The sequence below is a fragment of the Lysinibacillus fusiformis genome, from assembly GCF_016925635.1.
Lineage (GTDB): Bacteria > Bacillota > Bacilli > Bacillales_A > Planococcaceae > Lysinibacillus > Lysinibacillus fusiformis_F.
Genome location: NZ_CP070490.1, coordinates 4012609 through 4027075 on the forward strand (window position 1 = coordinate 4012609; position 14467 = coordinate 4027075).

20 protein-coding genes are annotated in these 14467 nt (G+C 35.7%); 10 read left to right on the top strand and 10 right to left on the bottom strand.

All coding sequences use genetic code 11. The features are described from left to right. Nucleotides 1-85: 85 nt before the first annotated feature. Nucleotides 86-286, bottom strand: a complete 201-nt coding sequence (locus JTI58_RS19575; RefSeq protein WP_205443146.1) for a hypothetical protein — start codon at nt 284-286, stop codon at nt 86-88. Between the two features lie 174 nt (nt 287-460). Here JTI58_RS19575 and JTI58_RS19580 point away from each other — a divergent pair, with 174 nt between their 5' ends. Next, nucleotides 461-856 (top strand): NUDIX hydrolase, encoded by a 396-nt coding sequence (locus tag JTI58_RS19580; RefSeq protein ID WP_205443148.1) that lies wholly within the window; start codon nt 461-463, stop codon nt 854-856. Between the two features lie 404 nt (nt 857-1260). Here the strand turns inward: JTI58_RS19580 and JTI58_RS19585 are convergent, their stop codons facing one another. Then, a complete protein-coding gene (locus JTI58_RS19585; RefSeq protein ID WP_205443150.1) occupies nt 1261-1434 on the bottom strand; it encodes a hypothetical protein in 174 nt (57 codons plus the stop codon). Between the two features lie 116 nt (nt 1435-1550). Here JTI58_RS19585 and JTI58_RS19590 point away from each other — a divergent pair, with 116 nt between their 5' ends. Continuing rightward, entirely contained in the window at nt 1551-1928 is a 378-nt protein-coding gene (locus tag JTI58_RS19590; protein ID WP_205443151.1) for a cytidine deaminase family protein, read from the top strand. Nucleotides 1929-2188: 260 nt separating this feature from the next. Here the strand turns inward: JTI58_RS19590 and JTI58_RS19595 are convergent, their stop codons facing one another. Together JTI58_RS19595 and JTI58_RS19600 are read right to left on the bottom strand one after the other, a co-directional pair. Then, the gene (locus tag JTI58_RS19595; protein ID WP_205443152.1) at nt 2189-3355 is read right to left on the bottom strand and encodes an MFS transporter; all 1167 of its coding nucleotides are present in this window, start codon (nt 3353-3355) and stop codon (nt 2189-2191) included. A 21-nt stretch (nt 3356-3376) separates the two neighbouring features. Next, nucleotides 3377-4195, bottom strand: a complete 819-nt coding sequence (locus JTI58_RS19600; RefSeq protein WP_205443154.1) for a MerR family transcriptional regulator — start codon at nt 4193-4195, stop codon at nt 3377-3379. A 441-nt stretch (nt 4196-4636) separates the two neighbouring features. Here JTI58_RS19600 and JTI58_RS19605 point away from each other — a divergent pair, with 441 nt between their 5' ends. The 4 genes from JTI58_RS19605 to JTI58_RS19620 all read left to right on the top strand — a co-directional run bounded on the left by JTI58_RS19605 (nt 4637) and on the right by JTI58_RS19620 (nt 7007). Continuing rightward, on the top strand, nt 4637-5092 hold the full coding sequence (locus JTI58_RS19605; protein ID WP_205443156.1) for a hypothetical protein: 456 nt from the start codon (nt 4637-4639) through the stop codon (nt 5090-5092). Between the two features lie 64 nt (nt 5093-5156). Further along, nucleotides 5157-5420: a hypothetical protein gene (locus JTI58_RS19610; RefSeq protein ID WP_205443157.1), complete on the top strand. Its 264-nt coding sequence runs from the start codon at nt 5157-5159 to the stop codon at nt 5418-5420. A gap of 172 nt (nt 5421-5592) precedes the next feature. Further along, nucleotides 5593-6102, top strand: coding sequence for a MepB family protein (locus JTI58_RS19615; RefSeq protein ID WP_205443159.1), 510 nt, complete (start codon nt 5593-5595; stop codon nt 6100-6102). 140 nt (nt 6103-6242) lie between these two features. Then, the gene (locus JTI58_RS19620) at nt 6243-7007 is read left to right on the top strand and encodes a class I SAM-dependent methyltransferase (protein WP_205443160.1); all 765 of its coding nucleotides are present in this window, start codon (nt 6243-6245) and stop codon (nt 7005-7007) included. A gap of 592 nt (nt 7008-7599) precedes the next feature. Here JTI58_RS19620 and JTI58_RS19625 read toward each other — a convergent pair. The 4 genes from JTI58_RS19625 to JTI58_RS19640 all read right to left on the bottom strand — a co-directional run bounded on the left by JTI58_RS19625 (nt 7600) and on the right by JTI58_RS19640 (nt 10129). Next, a complete protein-coding gene (locus JTI58_RS19625; protein ID WP_205443161.1) occupies nt 7600-8247 on the bottom strand; it encodes a pentapeptide repeat-containing protein in 648 nt (215 codons plus the stop codon). 75 nt (nt 8248-8322) lie between these two features. Beyond that, nucleotides 8323-9258, bottom strand: coding sequence for a bile acid:sodium symporter family protein (locus JTI58_RS19630; protein ID WP_205443162.1), 936 nt, complete (start codon nt 9256-9258; stop codon nt 8323-8325). A gap of 99 nt (nt 9259-9357) precedes the next feature. Beyond that, nucleotides 9358-9549 carry a hypothetical protein gene (locus JTI58_RS19635; RefSeq protein ID WP_205443163.1) on the bottom strand — a complete coding sequence of 64 codons (192 nt, stop codon included), beginning with the start codon at nt 9547-9549 and terminating at the stop codon, nt 9358-9360. Nucleotides 9550-9589: 40 nt separating this feature from the next. After that, complete coding sequence (locus tag JTI58_RS19640) at nt 9590-10129, bottom strand: HXXEE domain-containing protein (protein ID WP_243456144.1); 540 nt, start codon at nt 10127-10129, stop codon at nt 9590-9592. A 126-nt stretch (nt 10130-10255) separates the two neighbouring features. On the opposite strand from JTI58_RS19640, the gene JTI58_RS19645 reads away from it, so the two are divergent. Further along, nucleotides 10256-10507, top strand: a complete 252-nt coding sequence (locus JTI58_RS19645) for a hypothetical protein (protein ID WP_205443164.1) — start codon at nt 10256-10258, stop codon at nt 10505-10507. Nucleotides 10508-10750: 243 nt separating this feature from the next. Next, nucleotides 10751-12523, top strand: coding sequence for an oleate hydratase (locus tag JTI58_RS19650; protein ID WP_205447453.1), 1773 nt, complete (start codon nt 10751-10753; stop codon nt 12521-12523). A gap of 193 nt (nt 12524-12716) precedes the next feature. Here JTI58_RS19650 and JTI58_RS24915 read toward each other — a convergent pair whose 3' ends face one another. Then, on the bottom strand, nt 12717-12980 hold the full coding sequence (locus JTI58_RS24915; RefSeq protein WP_243456146.1) for a GNAT family N-acetyltransferase: 264 nt from the start codon (nt 12978-12980) through the stop codon (nt 12717-12719). A 12-nt stretch (nt 12981-12992) separates the two neighbouring features. Then, on the bottom strand, nt 12993-13178 hold the full coding sequence (locus JTI58_RS24920) for a hypothetical protein (protein WP_243456148.1): 186 nt from the start codon (nt 13176-13178) through the stop codon (nt 12993-12995). Between the two features lie 75 nt (nt 13179-13253). Here JTI58_RS24920 and JTI58_RS19660 point away from each other — a divergent pair, with 75 nt between their 5' ends. Further along, nucleotides 13254-13649, top strand: coding sequence for a pyrimidine dimer DNA glycosylase/endonuclease V (locus tag JTI58_RS19660; RefSeq protein WP_205443165.1), 396 nt, complete (start codon nt 13254-13256; stop codon nt 13647-13649). 15 nt (nt 13650-13664) lie between these two features. Next, nucleotides 13665-14288, top strand: a complete 624-nt coding sequence (locus tag JTI58_RS19665) for an HAD family hydrolase (RefSeq protein WP_205443166.1) — start codon at nt 13665-13667, stop codon at nt 14286-14288. Nucleotides 14289-14467: the final 179 nt, after the last annotated feature.

The window sequence follows — 14467 nt, forward strand, 5'->3', positions numbered from 1 at the left end:
ATTAGGAAATATTTAAAAATATGGTTCGGTTTGATTGCTGCACAATATAAGGAACATGCTTGAAAGATATTGATTGGTAAAACTACTAACCTTTTTCTTTTTTGGGTTTCACAAAGTAAGAAATAAACATGACAAAAAAGCCCATAGAAATGTATATTAGTGCAACAGATTTGTTTGGAATAACTGAATCATATTCAAAGAAACCAGATAATCTTCCCACTCCACTTATAAGCAAAGTAATGCCAAAAATAAATATGATCCATCCAAGTGTAGACATTGTTTTCATTGCATAACAACTCCTGATATATAGGTAATTACCTATATAAGGATAACATAATTGGGTAATATATGAAAATATGGAATGATGCATTTACTGCACTATCGGAGGATAATGTGCAGTAAATAAAAAGGAATTAATAGTACAATTAATTGTTAGGAAATTTGAAAGAAGGTTATAAGCATGAGAGATAGAAGTTCGGTTGTAATAATTGAAAATAAAATGGTTGCACTTATTAGAAGGGAAAGAGACGGTACCGTTTATTATGTTTTTCCAGGCGGCGGAATGGAGAATAATGAAAAACCTGAAGATACTGCAAGGAGGGAAGCATTAGAGGAATTAGGCGTAATAGTTAGGGTCAAGGATTGTATCGCAGAGGAAAAATTTAATGGCAATCAATATTTTTTCTTATCAGAAATAATTGGGGGTAAATTTGGAACAGGACAAGGTGAAGAATACTCAGACAGCAATAAAGATAGTGGAACTTATCTACCGATATGGGTAGAGATTGAAAAGTTGTTGACAATTGATATTAAACCAAAAGAAGTTGCTGTAAAGATTCAGTCTTTATTTATATAGAGGTCTCTCTATCTATTCAGGATGGACCAATGATACTGCACAATATGCTATTTCTTTTCATATTTTTTACTACCCCATGCCCAATTTAAAAAAGCATAAACAAGTACTGCCCATAAAGAAAAGAAGAGATTATTAAGAAAATCCCAATTACCTTTTTTGAAATAATCCGAAACAGATAAAAGTAAAAAAAGTGTAACGAAGTAAACAATATTCAAGTATTTTCTGATAAATGTCATTAGAATCACCTTAATATGTATTTTGTGTAAATTATAACATAAAAAGTCTTAGTGATTTTGTGGCTTAATTAGTTGTTAGTCAAGAATTCTTTACTGAACATTTTAAGGAGATTATGCAAAAAGAGATTTAAAATCAAAAAAAGAGCTGTCCTAAAAAAGAACAGCTAATTATTTGGCAGCTTTAAAAAGAGCTTTTCCCTTATGGTAGAGAAATCTTTCCCACTTAACTAACAACCCATTGCCATTCTCGCCATTTTCTATTGCTAACGCGTGATTTTTATGGAAATCTTTTACTCGTTTATGATGTTCTTTTTGCCATGGGTACAAAGGATGATGTTTCATTTTCTAGCCTCCTTTTCGTTACTTAAGTATATGATGGAGTCAGATAAATTAACAGTAAGCTAAATCATCTAGTTAAACAGAAAATAAAAAATTAGATTAATAAGGGGATGGAAATGATGGAGTTTGAAGAATTATATACTATAGCAAAAGGTGCCTTAAATCCAATACAAATTTCAAAAAATTCTTATGCAGGATCTGTTGCTGCTGCGATTTTATGTGAAAATGATAAGGTATATAAAGGGGTGTGTATCGATACGCCTTGCTCTATGGGATTTTGTGCAGAACACGCAGCCATAGCAGCGATGATTACGGATGGTGAAAGTAAAATAAAAAAAGTCATTGCAGTTTACAAGGATGGAACAATCATACCACCGTGCGGAAGATGTAGGGAGTTTATTTGTCAAATTCATGATGATAACTATCAATGTGAAGTCATGGTAGGAGAGAATACGATCTTGACTATAGGCGACTTACTTCCTATTCGTTGGGTATGAGAATGTTGATACAACGGAAGGCATTGCAGATAGCCGAAACTTTGCCCACTCTACGGCACTGACCTATATCACCACGTATGAAATGATTTTAATCAAGAGTACATATTCCTGCAGGGGCATAGTATGAGGAGACCCTTCATGTATATTGACAAAAGGGAAGCTTTACTAAAGGTTGGCCTCATTCATTCCTAATTGGATTAGAAAAACTACCTTTATATTGAATAGGCCGATTTTTAATATAAAGGTAGAATTGGTGCTATTTAATAGTTTACTTTCGTAGCAATAGGGGTTTTTTTGAATAGCAAAATAGCAAGAAATAAAGCGATGCTTACAGTACCAAAACCTACCCAATTCAAATTTAGGACAGAGGTATGGCCGATGACAAATCCGCCTAATGCCGAGCCCAGTGCAAAACCAAATTGGATAAAGGAAGTATTTATGCTTAGGGCAATGTCTGGATTTCGAGGTACCAGCGTGACAAGAAGGAGCTGCTGGGCAGGGGAAATACTCCATGTTGCTACCATAAAAATCATTAAAACCAAGATCAATACAAAGAGGTTGCTACCAGATAGTGCGAATAAGAGGAGTGTTGCTGCTTGTAACAGCAATCCAAACCAAATGGTGAATCGCGAACCCTTTGCATCTGCCAATTGTCCGCCCACTTTTGAACCAACGAAGCTGCAAATTCCCGCCAGAAATAGAATGCCACTTATTTCGGTCATAGAAAGAGTGGATGTGGCTTGCAAGAAAGGCGTAATATAAGTAAATAGGATAGCGTATCCACCGACATAAAATAAAGTAATAGCCAGGGCAGTTAGAATTTTTGAATCTTTTAAAATGAAGAGCTGCGACCTGAGGGCAACAGCTTCTTCCTCCTTGATGACTGGAACCTTTGTATAGATGATAAGCAATGGCAAAATGGTTAATAAACCGATCAATATAAATAAAACTCTCCATCCAAACATTTCACTAAAAAAGGTGCCAATTGGAACACCTAGCACGAGCGAACTGCTTAGGCCCATCAAAATTATGCCGATAGCACGGCCTCTTCGTTCTTTTTCAACTAGTCGCGTAGCTACTGCCATGGCTACCACTGTAGCGATTCCACCGCTAACCCCTTGAATAATTCGTATCCATAGTGCAAATTCATAAGAAGGGCTTATAAACATTAATCCGTTGCTGACAATGAACACACTAACGGTAGCCAGGAGCAACTTTTTGCGATCCATATTTATCGTGAGCGCAATGAGAATTGGAGCGAAAATGGCTGCTGCAAGGGCAAATAAAGTCACCAATAACCCAGCTTCTGAAATCGTTACTCCAAAGTCCACAGCAATCATTTCAATCACGCCTGTAATAATGTATTCAACTGTTCCGATTAGAAAAACAACAAGCGATAAAACATAGATAATCAGATTATTTTTCAACTCATTTCACTCTTCTTTCAGCTATCTATTTGTAATAGGTATTTGTATTTCCATTAATTGGACGTTTTGTGTTGTAGATAATGGCAAATATATTTCTCTACCTGGTTCGTTTTCCTTGATCTGATAGTTATTTTTCACAATCCAGTTAGCTAAATCAACACAGGCTGTACAAGCAAAGTTAGAATCCGAACGAAAGGTCATTGTGGCCATCATCGGCTCTGGAGGAAGCGTCCGTAGTTGAAATGTATCGGGGAATGATGGAAGCTCCTTGGTTAAAAAATACCCGACTTCAAATTCAAACTCGTCTTCTTTTTCCTCTATTTCTTTCCATAAAACGACCTGGGGACTTTGAGCCAAATGGCGCATTTCCTTTGTTAATAATTGATTAAATGTACGAAACAGGTCTGGAATATCTTCTTCTCTCCCACGTGCTTTCAATGAAAGAAACTGCTGAGCACCTTCTGCCTTGATTCGGATTTCTTGATCTGATTCCACTTGTCCCTCTCGTTCTAAAAGTTGCATACGCTCTTCAATCCGTGCGAGCTTGGCTTGTTCTGTATCGATAATATGTTGGATTTCATTTTTCTTCAGCTTAAACATCCCTTGAATATCTTTTAACGTAATATCCTCATGGAGCAAACGTATAATCTGTGGCAAGGTGAACCCCAATTCCTTATAGAGAAAGATTCGGTTGAGCTCAAGTAGCTGGTCTGCTGAATAATATCGGTAGCAGGTGTCATCGTCCACCTTTCTCGGCTTTAATATGCCAATCTGATCATAATAGCGCAATGTTTTTAAGGATACTTTGCTTAGCCTGGAAAATTCACTGATTTTAAACAAAATATCACCTCCAATCTAATAACTTAATGTAAGTATATAGTTTCCAGTACAGGGGAAAGTCAAGTGTGTAAAAGAAACTTTTAAACCACTTTAAGGAGCCTTCCTCCAATAAGATGTAGCCAGGCGCTGTCACTAGTAGCCAATTTCGCAAAAAATTCTGGTCCAAAAGAACCTCCCACTCTTAGTAGCGCACCGTTTTGGATCAATGTAAATCAATTAAACTACATTTTAAAAATCTTAAGTAATAGTGATGCCACAATGTTTCCCTATTTTTTTAACTTTTGTTATCAAACGATGGTTTGGGGGCTATATTTCATTCAATTAACGAAGCAGCATACTTTATTACAGCGAAGATAAATATTTGAAACAAGTGAATGAACATTATATGATAAGATGGTTATTAATTACATTAAATGGTTTTAATACATATGGAGGGTATTTATGCATGATTTTTATTTAATAAAAAAGACCGAAACACAAGATGAAGAATTTTTTCAATATTTTTGGAGAGATAAAGAGCAATTCAAAGATTTAATTGTTGAATACATTGGACTTGAAGACAACCTAGTTGAATATATTTTTGATTCACTTACATGGATTCCATGCAGGAACCCTAGCTTGCCTGGCATGCCTCAAGACATAGGCTTTAATAACATTGGCGTCACCCTATTTGAAGAACATTCGGCTCCTTGCCTTATTTCGATTTTTACTGCTTGGTGTGATTTATTAAAAAATGGTCCAGAGGAAATCCTCAAAATGATTTATTACCATGATTACTCTGAGGATGAATTACTGCGTTTCGATAGAGACTACGCGATAGCCAAATTTGAAAAAATGAGTTCTATATCTAAACAACTGTCTGAGGGCAATTATTATATCTATCACATGGGGATATGAAAATCACAAACTAATGTTACTTTGAGCAGTACCAAACATCGCTTCGGAAAGGTGATGTTGTTAATTGGAAAACAAAGAAATAATACTTAATATCTTAAATGAAATCAAAAATGGCCATATACCTGTTCATACAGATTACAATTTTAATTTAGACATGTGGGCAGATCTTATTGAGTATATGCATGATAGAACATATATTGCTGATGTTACAATTTATTGGTTTGGCGATGATGATACATATAACAATGAAAGAGTTCACTCGGTTGATCTAACCAAAGTCACAATGACAACTTTTGGAGAAAGATTTTTAACAGAAGAAATGAATTAAGTATATAAAATCAAAAATGTAAGTTAGGGACACAATATAACAATCAAAACATTGGCATATCCATGTTTTGATTGTTATTCTTTGTTTCATTTATATACAGCTTTTTTAAATTACAGTAACAAGTTCGCAGATGATAGACTGGTATTCGTCGTATAAGATAGGGAGTAAAACTATGAATGAATTTAATAAAGCGTTAACATATGTAAATGAATTACTTTATGCACCTCATCATTTGACTATAAAAAACAGCCAAGAGGAAACTCAAAATGCTGATTACGGGGCTGGGATGTTTCAGTTGGATTCGAAATCAGTTCGATTTAGAGTCGCAAAAATAACACCTACCAAGGTAGGACAGTTTGTTTCCTTTTGGGAAAAGGATGCAGCTAATAAAAACCAAGCATTCTCATATGAGAACGCCACTGATTTATTGGTAATAAACACTTTTCATAATAATGGTGATTTTGGCCAATTTGTATTTCCAAAAGAAGTTCTTTTACAACAAAACATCCTTAAAATGGCTAATACAAAGGGGAAAATGGCTATTAGAGTTTACCCTAGTTGGGATACGCCCACCAGCAAACAGGCAATCGCAACTAAAAAGTGGCAATCACCGTATTTTGTTAAAGTGGACGCTACTTCTCGTTTATCAATCCATGAGCTATTAAAATTATACGCCTTCTAAAATTAGGTATCTTTAACTGTGTCATTCAATCGGGCGCCATCCTGGAACATGGATAGGCGTCATTTTTATTTTAGGTGTCGAATACCATAACAAATATTAAAAGCTAATCAACATTATACTGAGGAGGCGTAATACTGAAGATGAATGAACAAAGCATAAAAAATAAAAAGGCGTGGGAATATCGAGCATATGAATTTTGGAATAAAAGCAACGGCACCCCTAAGGATTTGGCTATTCATATATTAGAAAACCCTATCGCATGTCTTAAAAAGCACAAACAATACTTTGAACATATTGAAGGAAAGAAGATTGCCAATATTTGCGGTTCAAATGGCAGAAAAGCAGTACCATTAGCATTATTAGGTGCTGAAGTAACCGTATTTGATATTTCAGCAGAAAACCAAAAATATGCCTTAGAATTAGCAGAACATGCAAATACCTCTATTCATTATATTGTCACTGATATTGATGATATTGACTTAACAAAGTATAGAAGCCATTTTGACATGATTTATTTAGAAGGAGGCATATTACACTATTTTAATGATATTGATAAATTCATGTTGATTCTGTTTTCTTTACTAAAAGATGGTGGGGAAATGATTCTCAGTGATTTTCATCCCTTAAGAAGATGTATAGTTAAAGGACCTAACGCTGAAATCCAATATCAAATCCAACAAGGTTATTTTGACCAAGAATTACAAAATGGAGACTTAGCGTATAAGCATTTCTTTGATGAGCATGAACAACAAGACTTTCCAGATGTATCTATACGGTTTTATACACTTAGTGAAATAATAAATGCTGTTATCACATCAGGTTTCAAATTAAAGAAATTTGATGAGCATCGTGGTTGGAAAAATGAAAATATCCCATGGGAATTTACTATCTTAGCTTTTAGATAAAGACAATCGAAAGTGAAGGATACAACTGAAAAAGTAGCGGATAGAACGCTCAAAGTGAGGGATAGCCCTCAAATAGAAGGATAGAATTCTAAAAGTGCAGGATACAACTGAAAAAGTAGCGGATAGAACGTTCAAAGTGAGGGATAGCCCTCAAATAGAAGGATAGGATTCTAAAAGTGCAGGATACAACTGAAAAAGTAGCGGATAGAACGTTCAAAGTGAGGGATAGCCCTCAAATAGAAGGATAGGATTCTAAAAGTGCAGGATACAACTGAAAAAGTAGCGGATAGAACGCTCAAAGTGGAGGATAGCCCTCAAAGAGAAGGATAGAATTCTAAAAGTGCAGGATAGAACTGAAAAAGTAGCGGATAGAACGTTCAAAGTGAGGGATAGCCCTCAAAGAGAAGGATAGAATTCTAAAAGTGCAGGATAGAACTGAAAAAGTAGCGGATAGAACGCTCAAAGTGAGGGATAGTCCCGCAAAATAGGGGGATAGCCTGTAAAGTGAAGGATACAACTGAAAAAGTAGTGAGCGCTATCCGTGAATTAGGATAAGCGCTTCATTTTTTTCTTAAACTTTTAAGCCCTCAAACTAGTATTTAACCTTCAAGCCTAGTAATGAAGCAAAACCTATCGCTTGTTCAGTAGAGACTTCACACCCATGTAAACTTTCTGGAGTGACTTGCAGTCTTTTAAATTGACATGTACTGATGTCTATTCCTTTTAACGAAGTTTGAGAGAAATCCACATCATGTAGATTACTTTCCTGAAACGCCACTTTATTAAGTGAACAATCATAAAAATTAGCACCTTGTAGGGAGGTGTTATCAAATAATACTTGTTTGAAACGCACTTCAGGGAAATTGCATAAGTTTGCAAGACAATTTTCAAATGAAACATTGCCAAGGTTTGCTTCAGTTAAATTCAACCCCAATAATTTACAGTTTTTAAAGGCCACTCTATGAATGATGCCTTCACTTAGATTGGAGTTAGATAAATCACAGTTTTCAAAAACGACATCCGTTAAATCAATTTTTTGAAAGGTACAATTGATGAATGTGACATTTTTAAAGATAACGTTAGAGACGATTAATCGTTCAACATCCTCGTGATCCATGACGGTATCAGCAATCATGCAATTTGTTAAATAGGGTTCTTCATCATAAAAAATATCCTGAAAGTTTGCCTTGTCAAGATTAGTAGGTATTTTTGGTGATGTAAGTTGGAAATTGTATGACATATTAGCACACCCTTCAAATGTAAATAAAAGCTTTTCCTATTTAGTATAAGTGCAAAGCTAAAATAAGAACACTGTCTATACAACGGTGCTTTTTGTCACCATCTTACTAAAAACGGAGGCTAGCACCTGTTGAAATAGCATACCGAACACAACAGGCATGGCGACTTTACCTGGAAAATATGTTGTGGCCACAATGACACCGACGGCAATATTTCTCATGCCACCAGTAAAAACAAAGGTTGCCATTTGAGGGCCATCTTTTAACAGGTATCGACCAATGAGGTAAGCAAATAGATAGCCCGATATAGCAAGCAAGAACACTAAAAGCACCACGAATAAGAGATGCATGTTGATATCCTTTAAGTAGGGAGCAATCGCACTACTATTAATCAATATAACTGCAAATAAACATAGCTTGGAAAAAGGAGCAAGCTTCTTACCGATTTTTTTTGGGATGGCTCCTTTTGAAAGTTCATTCACTAAAATACCTAAAATCGTAGGTAAGACAATCATCCACAGCAAGTTCAGAATCAGGGATGCCACATCCAACTCAATTTTTTCACCCGAAACGATATAGAGGATGAAGGGGAGGATGATGGGAGAAAGGAGTGTATCAATTAAAATAATCGATAAGCCTAACGGTAAGTTTCCTTTACAAATATTGATCCAAATAACACTCGTTACGCCTGTTGGGAGTGCAACCGCTAAGACAAAACCAACAGTCAACAAATGGTCATCGAACAAAACGGTGGACAAGAAATACGCCCATAAAGGCATCAAGAGATGAAGAAAAAGGATGGAGCATAAAATGAGTACTGGATGCTTCATGAAAATTTTTACATCTTTAAATTTCATATGTAAGCTTCCTGAAAATGTCATGAAGGCAAATAGCCAGGAGACGAGGAATAATAAATGATGTCCAATGCTTTCTAAGAACACACCGATAATTAAACTTAATGGTGTCAGGATCGCAATGTATTTTTGGAGAAATACATTCAGTTTTTCTAACATACAAAGACCTTCTTTTTTTATCTGATTTTATCATATTATTATAATTGTAGGCGTATTTCCAGAAAAAAACGAAGGTCTATGTGAAGGAGATAAAACCAGCTAAGTATTTACTTGTTTTTTATCCGTTTCTTTCGTAAATGGAATCCATACAATGCCTACGATCAATAACATATTACCTGTCCACCTAACCCATAAATAATAAGGATGGTCTTTTAAAAAGTACAACGAGGCTAGGATAATCATCATCCCAATACCAATCATCAATTTTAAAAAAATCGGAATTTTTGCCATTCTATTTCCTCCTTTCTTTCTTTTCACGATGAACATGTATCTACACCACTCTTTTTCCTATCCAATGAGCAGTGAAGACAATGGGGAAAAATAGTATGCCAAAAGGAAGACTTATCAAAACGATAGGCCACGTAAGGATGCCACTAGTAAACAAAGATTTAAATAAAATAATACTATAGGGAATAATGATGATCGCTGATGTTATCGCTCCTGGGGTAATGGAACGAAAGAACAGCGATTGTCCAATATGGGTAAAAGCATGGATAAAGAAAACAAGTGTAACAGCTGTGAAAAAATAGATAGTAAAAGTGACTCCATTTAGGAAATAGTAGTTAGCCAGAATGGTAGAGAGACTGACAAATAAAAAGATAAATAACACAGCAACAGCAAATTGTGCTGTGGTCATTGAAAATTGTTTCACCACTTTATCGGCTATTTTTGGGGGTAATCTTTCATACAGCTTATGACGATTGTGATGTAACCATTTCTCTATCATAATAATTTCTTCAAAGTCATGGATAATAAATAAAATAGGAAACAACCAAATAAGTGTTTGAACATTCAACCATTCCATATGCATACCTTTCTCCTTATCACTATGCTGAAAGTGACCCTGAAAATACCATTTTTATATAATATATGTTAATAATAACATATTGGAATTTAGCTAAGATTCATTATTATTAAGAAATTGAGGGATGAAGCGATGAGTGAAATCGATAAACGTAATAGACTAAACGAGGAACCATTTACTTATCAAATGACCAAAAAGGGGACTGTCGTTATTTATTATGAAGGGAAGCAAATTAAAATCGTCAAGGAGAAAGAGGCTGAGCGTCTTCTAGCAAAAATTCAGGAAGTGAAAGGTCAGATTAAGGAAGTCCAGTTATTGTTAGCTAAAATTACGGGTAATTTTAAACGGGGTAACGAGAAATTGGGTAAACATAAAAGATTATGAAGGTTAAAATGATTTATTGATATAATAATTATGCAAATCTAGTAGGAACATGCTGTCTTTATTTTTCCTTTTTAAGGTAGAATTTATGGGGATTAGTTCGGCGTTTTAATGTTTTATTCTCTTTTATAAAAATACAAACAGTTGTTATGTCCAATGAGAAGGGTATGCTAATTGGCAGCCAAATTTCGAATTTGAATTTTTTGTTAATTTTTAGCTCAATTTACCATCAGGCCGATGATCGATCTGTTTTACAGCAATGGTAACTATGAAGCTTTCGCACGTCCTAAAAAACCTGAGGGGGTAGATGCAAAATCTGCTTATCTGATTGGTTCGGGACTAGCCTCGCTTTCAGCGGCATGTTTTTTAATTCGTGATGGCCAAATGAAAGGAGAGAATATTCATATTCTCGAAGAGTTGGATATTTCAGGAGGTAGTCTTGATGGCATACTTAATCCGACGAGAGGGTTTATTATTCGCGGTGGTCGTGAAATGGAAGATCATTTTGAATGCCTATGGGATTTATTCCGTTCCATTCCTTCGTTAGAAGTAGAAAATGCTTCGGTTTTAGATGAATTTTATTGGCTAAATAAAGAGGACCCTAACTATTCAAAATGTCGATTAATAAAGGATAGAGGACAAAGACTAGAGGATGATGGCAAGTTCACCTTATCCGATCAATCCTCTGAAGAAATGATTAAATTATTCTTTACCCCTGAGGAAAAATTAGAGGATAAAAAAATCACAGATGTTTTTTCAGAGGAATTTTTTGAATCGAACTTTTGGCTCTATTGGTCCACTATGTTTGCGTTTGAAAAATGGCATTCTGCGATGGAAATGCGTCGTTATATTATGCGTTTCATTCATCATATTGGCGGATTACCAGATTTATCGGCCTTGAAATTTACAAAGTATAATCAGTATGAATCACTCGTGCTTCCAATGATTAAATATTTAGAAAGTCATGATGTTGATTTCCAATATAATACGGTTGTAGAAAATGTTTTGGTTGATAAGGTAGGAGACAAAAAAGTCGCTCATACATTGGTGTTAAGAAAAGATGGTGTGAAAAAGAATATTGAGCTAACAGAAAATGAGTTAGTGTTTGTGACAAATGGTAGTATTACGGAGAGCACAACCTACGGGGATAATAATACACCAGCCCCTATAAATAAAGAGTTAGGTGGCAGCTGGTCGCTATGGAAAAACATCGCTGCTCAAGGTGAAGAGTTTGGGCGACCAGAAAAGTTCTGTGATAATCTTCCAGAGGAAAGCTGGTTTGTTTCAGCTACTCTTACGACATTAGACGATCGTGTGGCTCCTTATATTGAAAAAATCAGTAAAAGGGACCCATATGCTGGTAAGGTTGTAACAGGAGGGATTGTCACAGCTACCGATTCTAATTGGATGCTAAGCTATACATTGAATCGACAACCTCATTTTAAAAATCAACCAAAGGATCAATTAGTTGTTTGGATTTATGGCTTACTATCAAACAAACCAGGTGATTTTATTAAGAAAAGTATTACGGAATGTACAGGCATTGAGATTGCACAAGAGTGGTTATACCATATGGGTGTACCGGTGGATGAAATTCCAGACATTGCGCAAAATTCTTGTAATACCATTCCATGCTATATGCCTTACATCACCTCTTATTTCATGCCAAGAGCAATGGGCGATCGTCCACTAGTTGTGCCAGAAGGTTCCGCTAACCTAGCCTTCATTGGCAACTTTAGTGAAACAGCAAGAGATACAGTCTTTACCACTGAATATTCAGTAAGAACGGCGATGGAGGCAGTCTATCAATTATTAACGATTGATCGTGGAGTGCCAGAAGTATTTGCATCTGCCTTTGATGTTCGCACGTTGTTAGCTTCAACGGCTCGTTTACTGGATGGCAAAAAATTAACAGATATTGATGCACCATTTATCTTAAAGCAAATCGGTAAATTGGGTATTCACAAAACAAAAGATACAATCATTTATGATTTACTGAAAGAAAGTAAATTAATCTAGTGTTTTAGCAGAAAAATAGACAAAGCCGTTTGAGGAGCTTTGTCTATTTTTTTTATAGCCAATCTTTTACATAGGCAAGTAAACCGATAAACGCACCTAACCCCATGCCAATAAAGACAGGCACTATGAGGTTGGCTTTCTTTTGTACGGTTTTCATTTCTTCCATTGAAATCCCTTCTTTCCCATCACATACTTAAAATTCTAAACGCATCGTCTGGTTCGTATCCTTGAACCCATGTTTTTCATATAAGGATTTAGCCCCTTTATTTTCAGTCAATACATTTAACTCTAAATAATCCAAGTGACGATAGGCTGCCCATTTTTTCGCTTCATCTAATAAAGCAGATCCAATTCCTTTGCTTTGGTAAGATTTTTCAACTATCACATCAACAATAAAGGCATATTTGTGTTCAACCAAACAAGAGTAGGGTGGGGTCGTTGTTTCTTGAATAAGCAAAAAGCCTACTACTTAGTTCTCGAATGTTGCGATTAAAATATCTGAATCATCTTCAATGATTGTATACCTGATAAAATTGGCATCTTGTTTGGCAGGTTTGATATATTTAGGTTGAAGAATGGACATTTCTAAAAAAAGCGCTTGGTATAAACGCTCAATTTGTGGGATTTCTTCGAGCGTTGCAGTTTTTATTTCCATACTATCCCTCCGTCAGTTTTAGTATAGTAAGTAATATTTTACATTAATGGTTGATTAATAGAAAGGGGAAGACGTATGAGGTTATGGCATGTAGATTTAATCGCGTATCTACCAAAAGGACAACTTCTGTCACAGTGGAGAGAGCTAAATAGCATCTTTGCTAAAGAGGATCAGCATATTTTGATTAATTATCTATACGAATACCCGAAAGACGACCTGTATTTGTATACAGAAAAAGTCATGGATGAAATGAAGAAGCGGGGCTATCAAATTCGAACATACGAAAAAATGAATCACTACTTTGATGGAGTAGGACCAGTAAAAGCGAGGAAACCCTTTCAGCAGCATCATAATCAGGAATATCTTGAAATTTGTTTTTATAATTTAAAGGAGAAATTTATAAGAGGCCAGAAGGATTATGAAGAGGAAATGTATCAGCAATTATGCACATATGTAAAGAACGTGCTGTAACTAGGAGGGCTATTCATGGTGAAAGCGATTATTTTTGATGTAGACGGAACGATTTTGGACACAGAGCAAGCGATTTTACAGTCATTGCAAAGAACCTTACGAGAGGAAACACAAAAAGACTATCCGTTTGAGGCGCTACGATTTGCTTTAGGCATCCCAGGGAAAGATGCGTTGCAGAGGCTCAACATGGATGACATAGAAGCTGTACATCAGAAATGGTCTGCTGCAGTGCTTGAGTTTTCACATGAAGTGGCTGTTTTCGAAAATATAGAGCAAGTTATTCAGCACCTCGCAACAAAGCCGCTACAAATGGGTATTGTAACCTCTAAGACAGCGCAAGAGATAGTGGATGAGTTCGATCCGTTTGGGTTAAGTGATTATTTCCACCAGATTGTAAGTGCCAGTGATACGGAAAAGCATAAACCACACCCAGAGCCTCTGTTAAAATGTCTGGACGCATTACAGGTAGCACCACAAGATGCGATCTATATTGGTGATTCCATCTATGATTTCCAATGCGCAAAGCAAGCAGGAGCCAAGTTTGCCCTTGCCCATTGGGGAGCTAAATCCACCATTGGCTTTGAGGAGGCAGATTACGTTTTTTATGAGCCAAAGGATATTTTAGCAATCGTTAAGTAGCATGAAAAATAGAAGATGGTGTCCTATATTTCACACCATCTTTGCCTATTACAAATGAGATAAAAAAATTGTTGTCAGTCGCCTGATAAGATTGTGAAATTTTAATGAAAGAACATGGAGTTGCGTAGGCAGCTCTTTTTCTTTATTGAATAGTAGTGAATAGTGGCATCAAAAAATTT

Bases quoted from the DNA above. Each gene is read 5' to 3' on its own strand.
- JTI58_RS19575 (WP_205443146.1), bottom strand. From the start codon at position 286: ATGAAAACAATGTCTACACTTGGATGGATCATATTTATTTTTGGCATT.
- JTI58_RS19580 (WP_205443148.1), top strand. From the start codon at position 461: ATGAGAGATAGAAGTTCGGTTGTAATAATTGAAAATAAAATGGTTGCA.
- JTI58_RS19585 (WP_205443150.1), bottom strand. From the start codon at position 1,434: ATGAAACATCATCCTTTGTACCCATGGCAAAAAGAACATCATAAACGA.
- JTI58_RS19590 (WP_205443151.1), top strand. From the start codon at position 1,551: ATGGAGTTTGAAGAATTATATACTATAGCAAAAGGTGCCTTAAATCCA.
- JTI58_RS19605 (WP_205443156.1), top strand. From the start codon at position 4,637: ATGCATGATTTTTATTTAATAAAAAAGACCGAAACACAAGATGAAGAA.
- JTI58_RS19615 (WP_205443159.1), top strand. From the start codon at position 5,593: ATGAATGAATTTAATAAAGCGTTAACATATGTAAATGAATTACTTTAT.
- JTI58_RS19620 (WP_205443160.1), top strand. From the start codon at position 6,243: ATGAATGAACAAAGCATAAAAAATAAAAAGGCGTGGGAATATCGAGCA.
- JTI58_RS19625 (WP_205443161.1), bottom strand. From the start codon at position 8,247: ATGTCATACAATTTCCAACTTACATCACCAAAAATACCTACTAATCTT.
- JTI58_RS19630 (WP_205443162.1), bottom strand. From the start codon at position 9,258: ATGTTAGAAAAACTGAATGTATTTCTCCAAAAATACATTGCGATCCTG.
- JTI58_RS19635 (WP_205443163.1), bottom strand. From the start codon at position 9,549: ATGGCAAAAATTCCGATTTTTTTAAAATTGATGATTGGTATTGGGATG.
- JTI58_RS19640 (WP_243456144.1), bottom strand. From the start codon at position 10,129: ATGCATATGGAATGGTTGAATGTTCAAACACTTATTTGGTTGTTTCCT.
- JTI58_RS19645 (WP_205443164.1), top strand. From the start codon at position 10,256: ATGAGTGAAATCGATAAACGTAATAGACTAAACGAGGAACCATTTACT.
- JTI58_RS24920 (WP_243456148.1), bottom strand. From the start codon at position 13,178: ATGGAAATAAAAACTGCAACGCTCGAAGAAATCCCACAAATTGAGCGT.
- JTI58_RS19660 (WP_205443165.1), top strand. From the start codon at position 13,254: ATGAGGTTATGGCATGTAGATTTAATCGCGTATCTACCAAAAGGACAA.
- JTI58_RS19665 (WP_205443166.1), top strand. From the start codon at position 13,665: ATGGTGAAAGCGATTATTTTTGATGTAGACGGAACGATTTTGGACACA.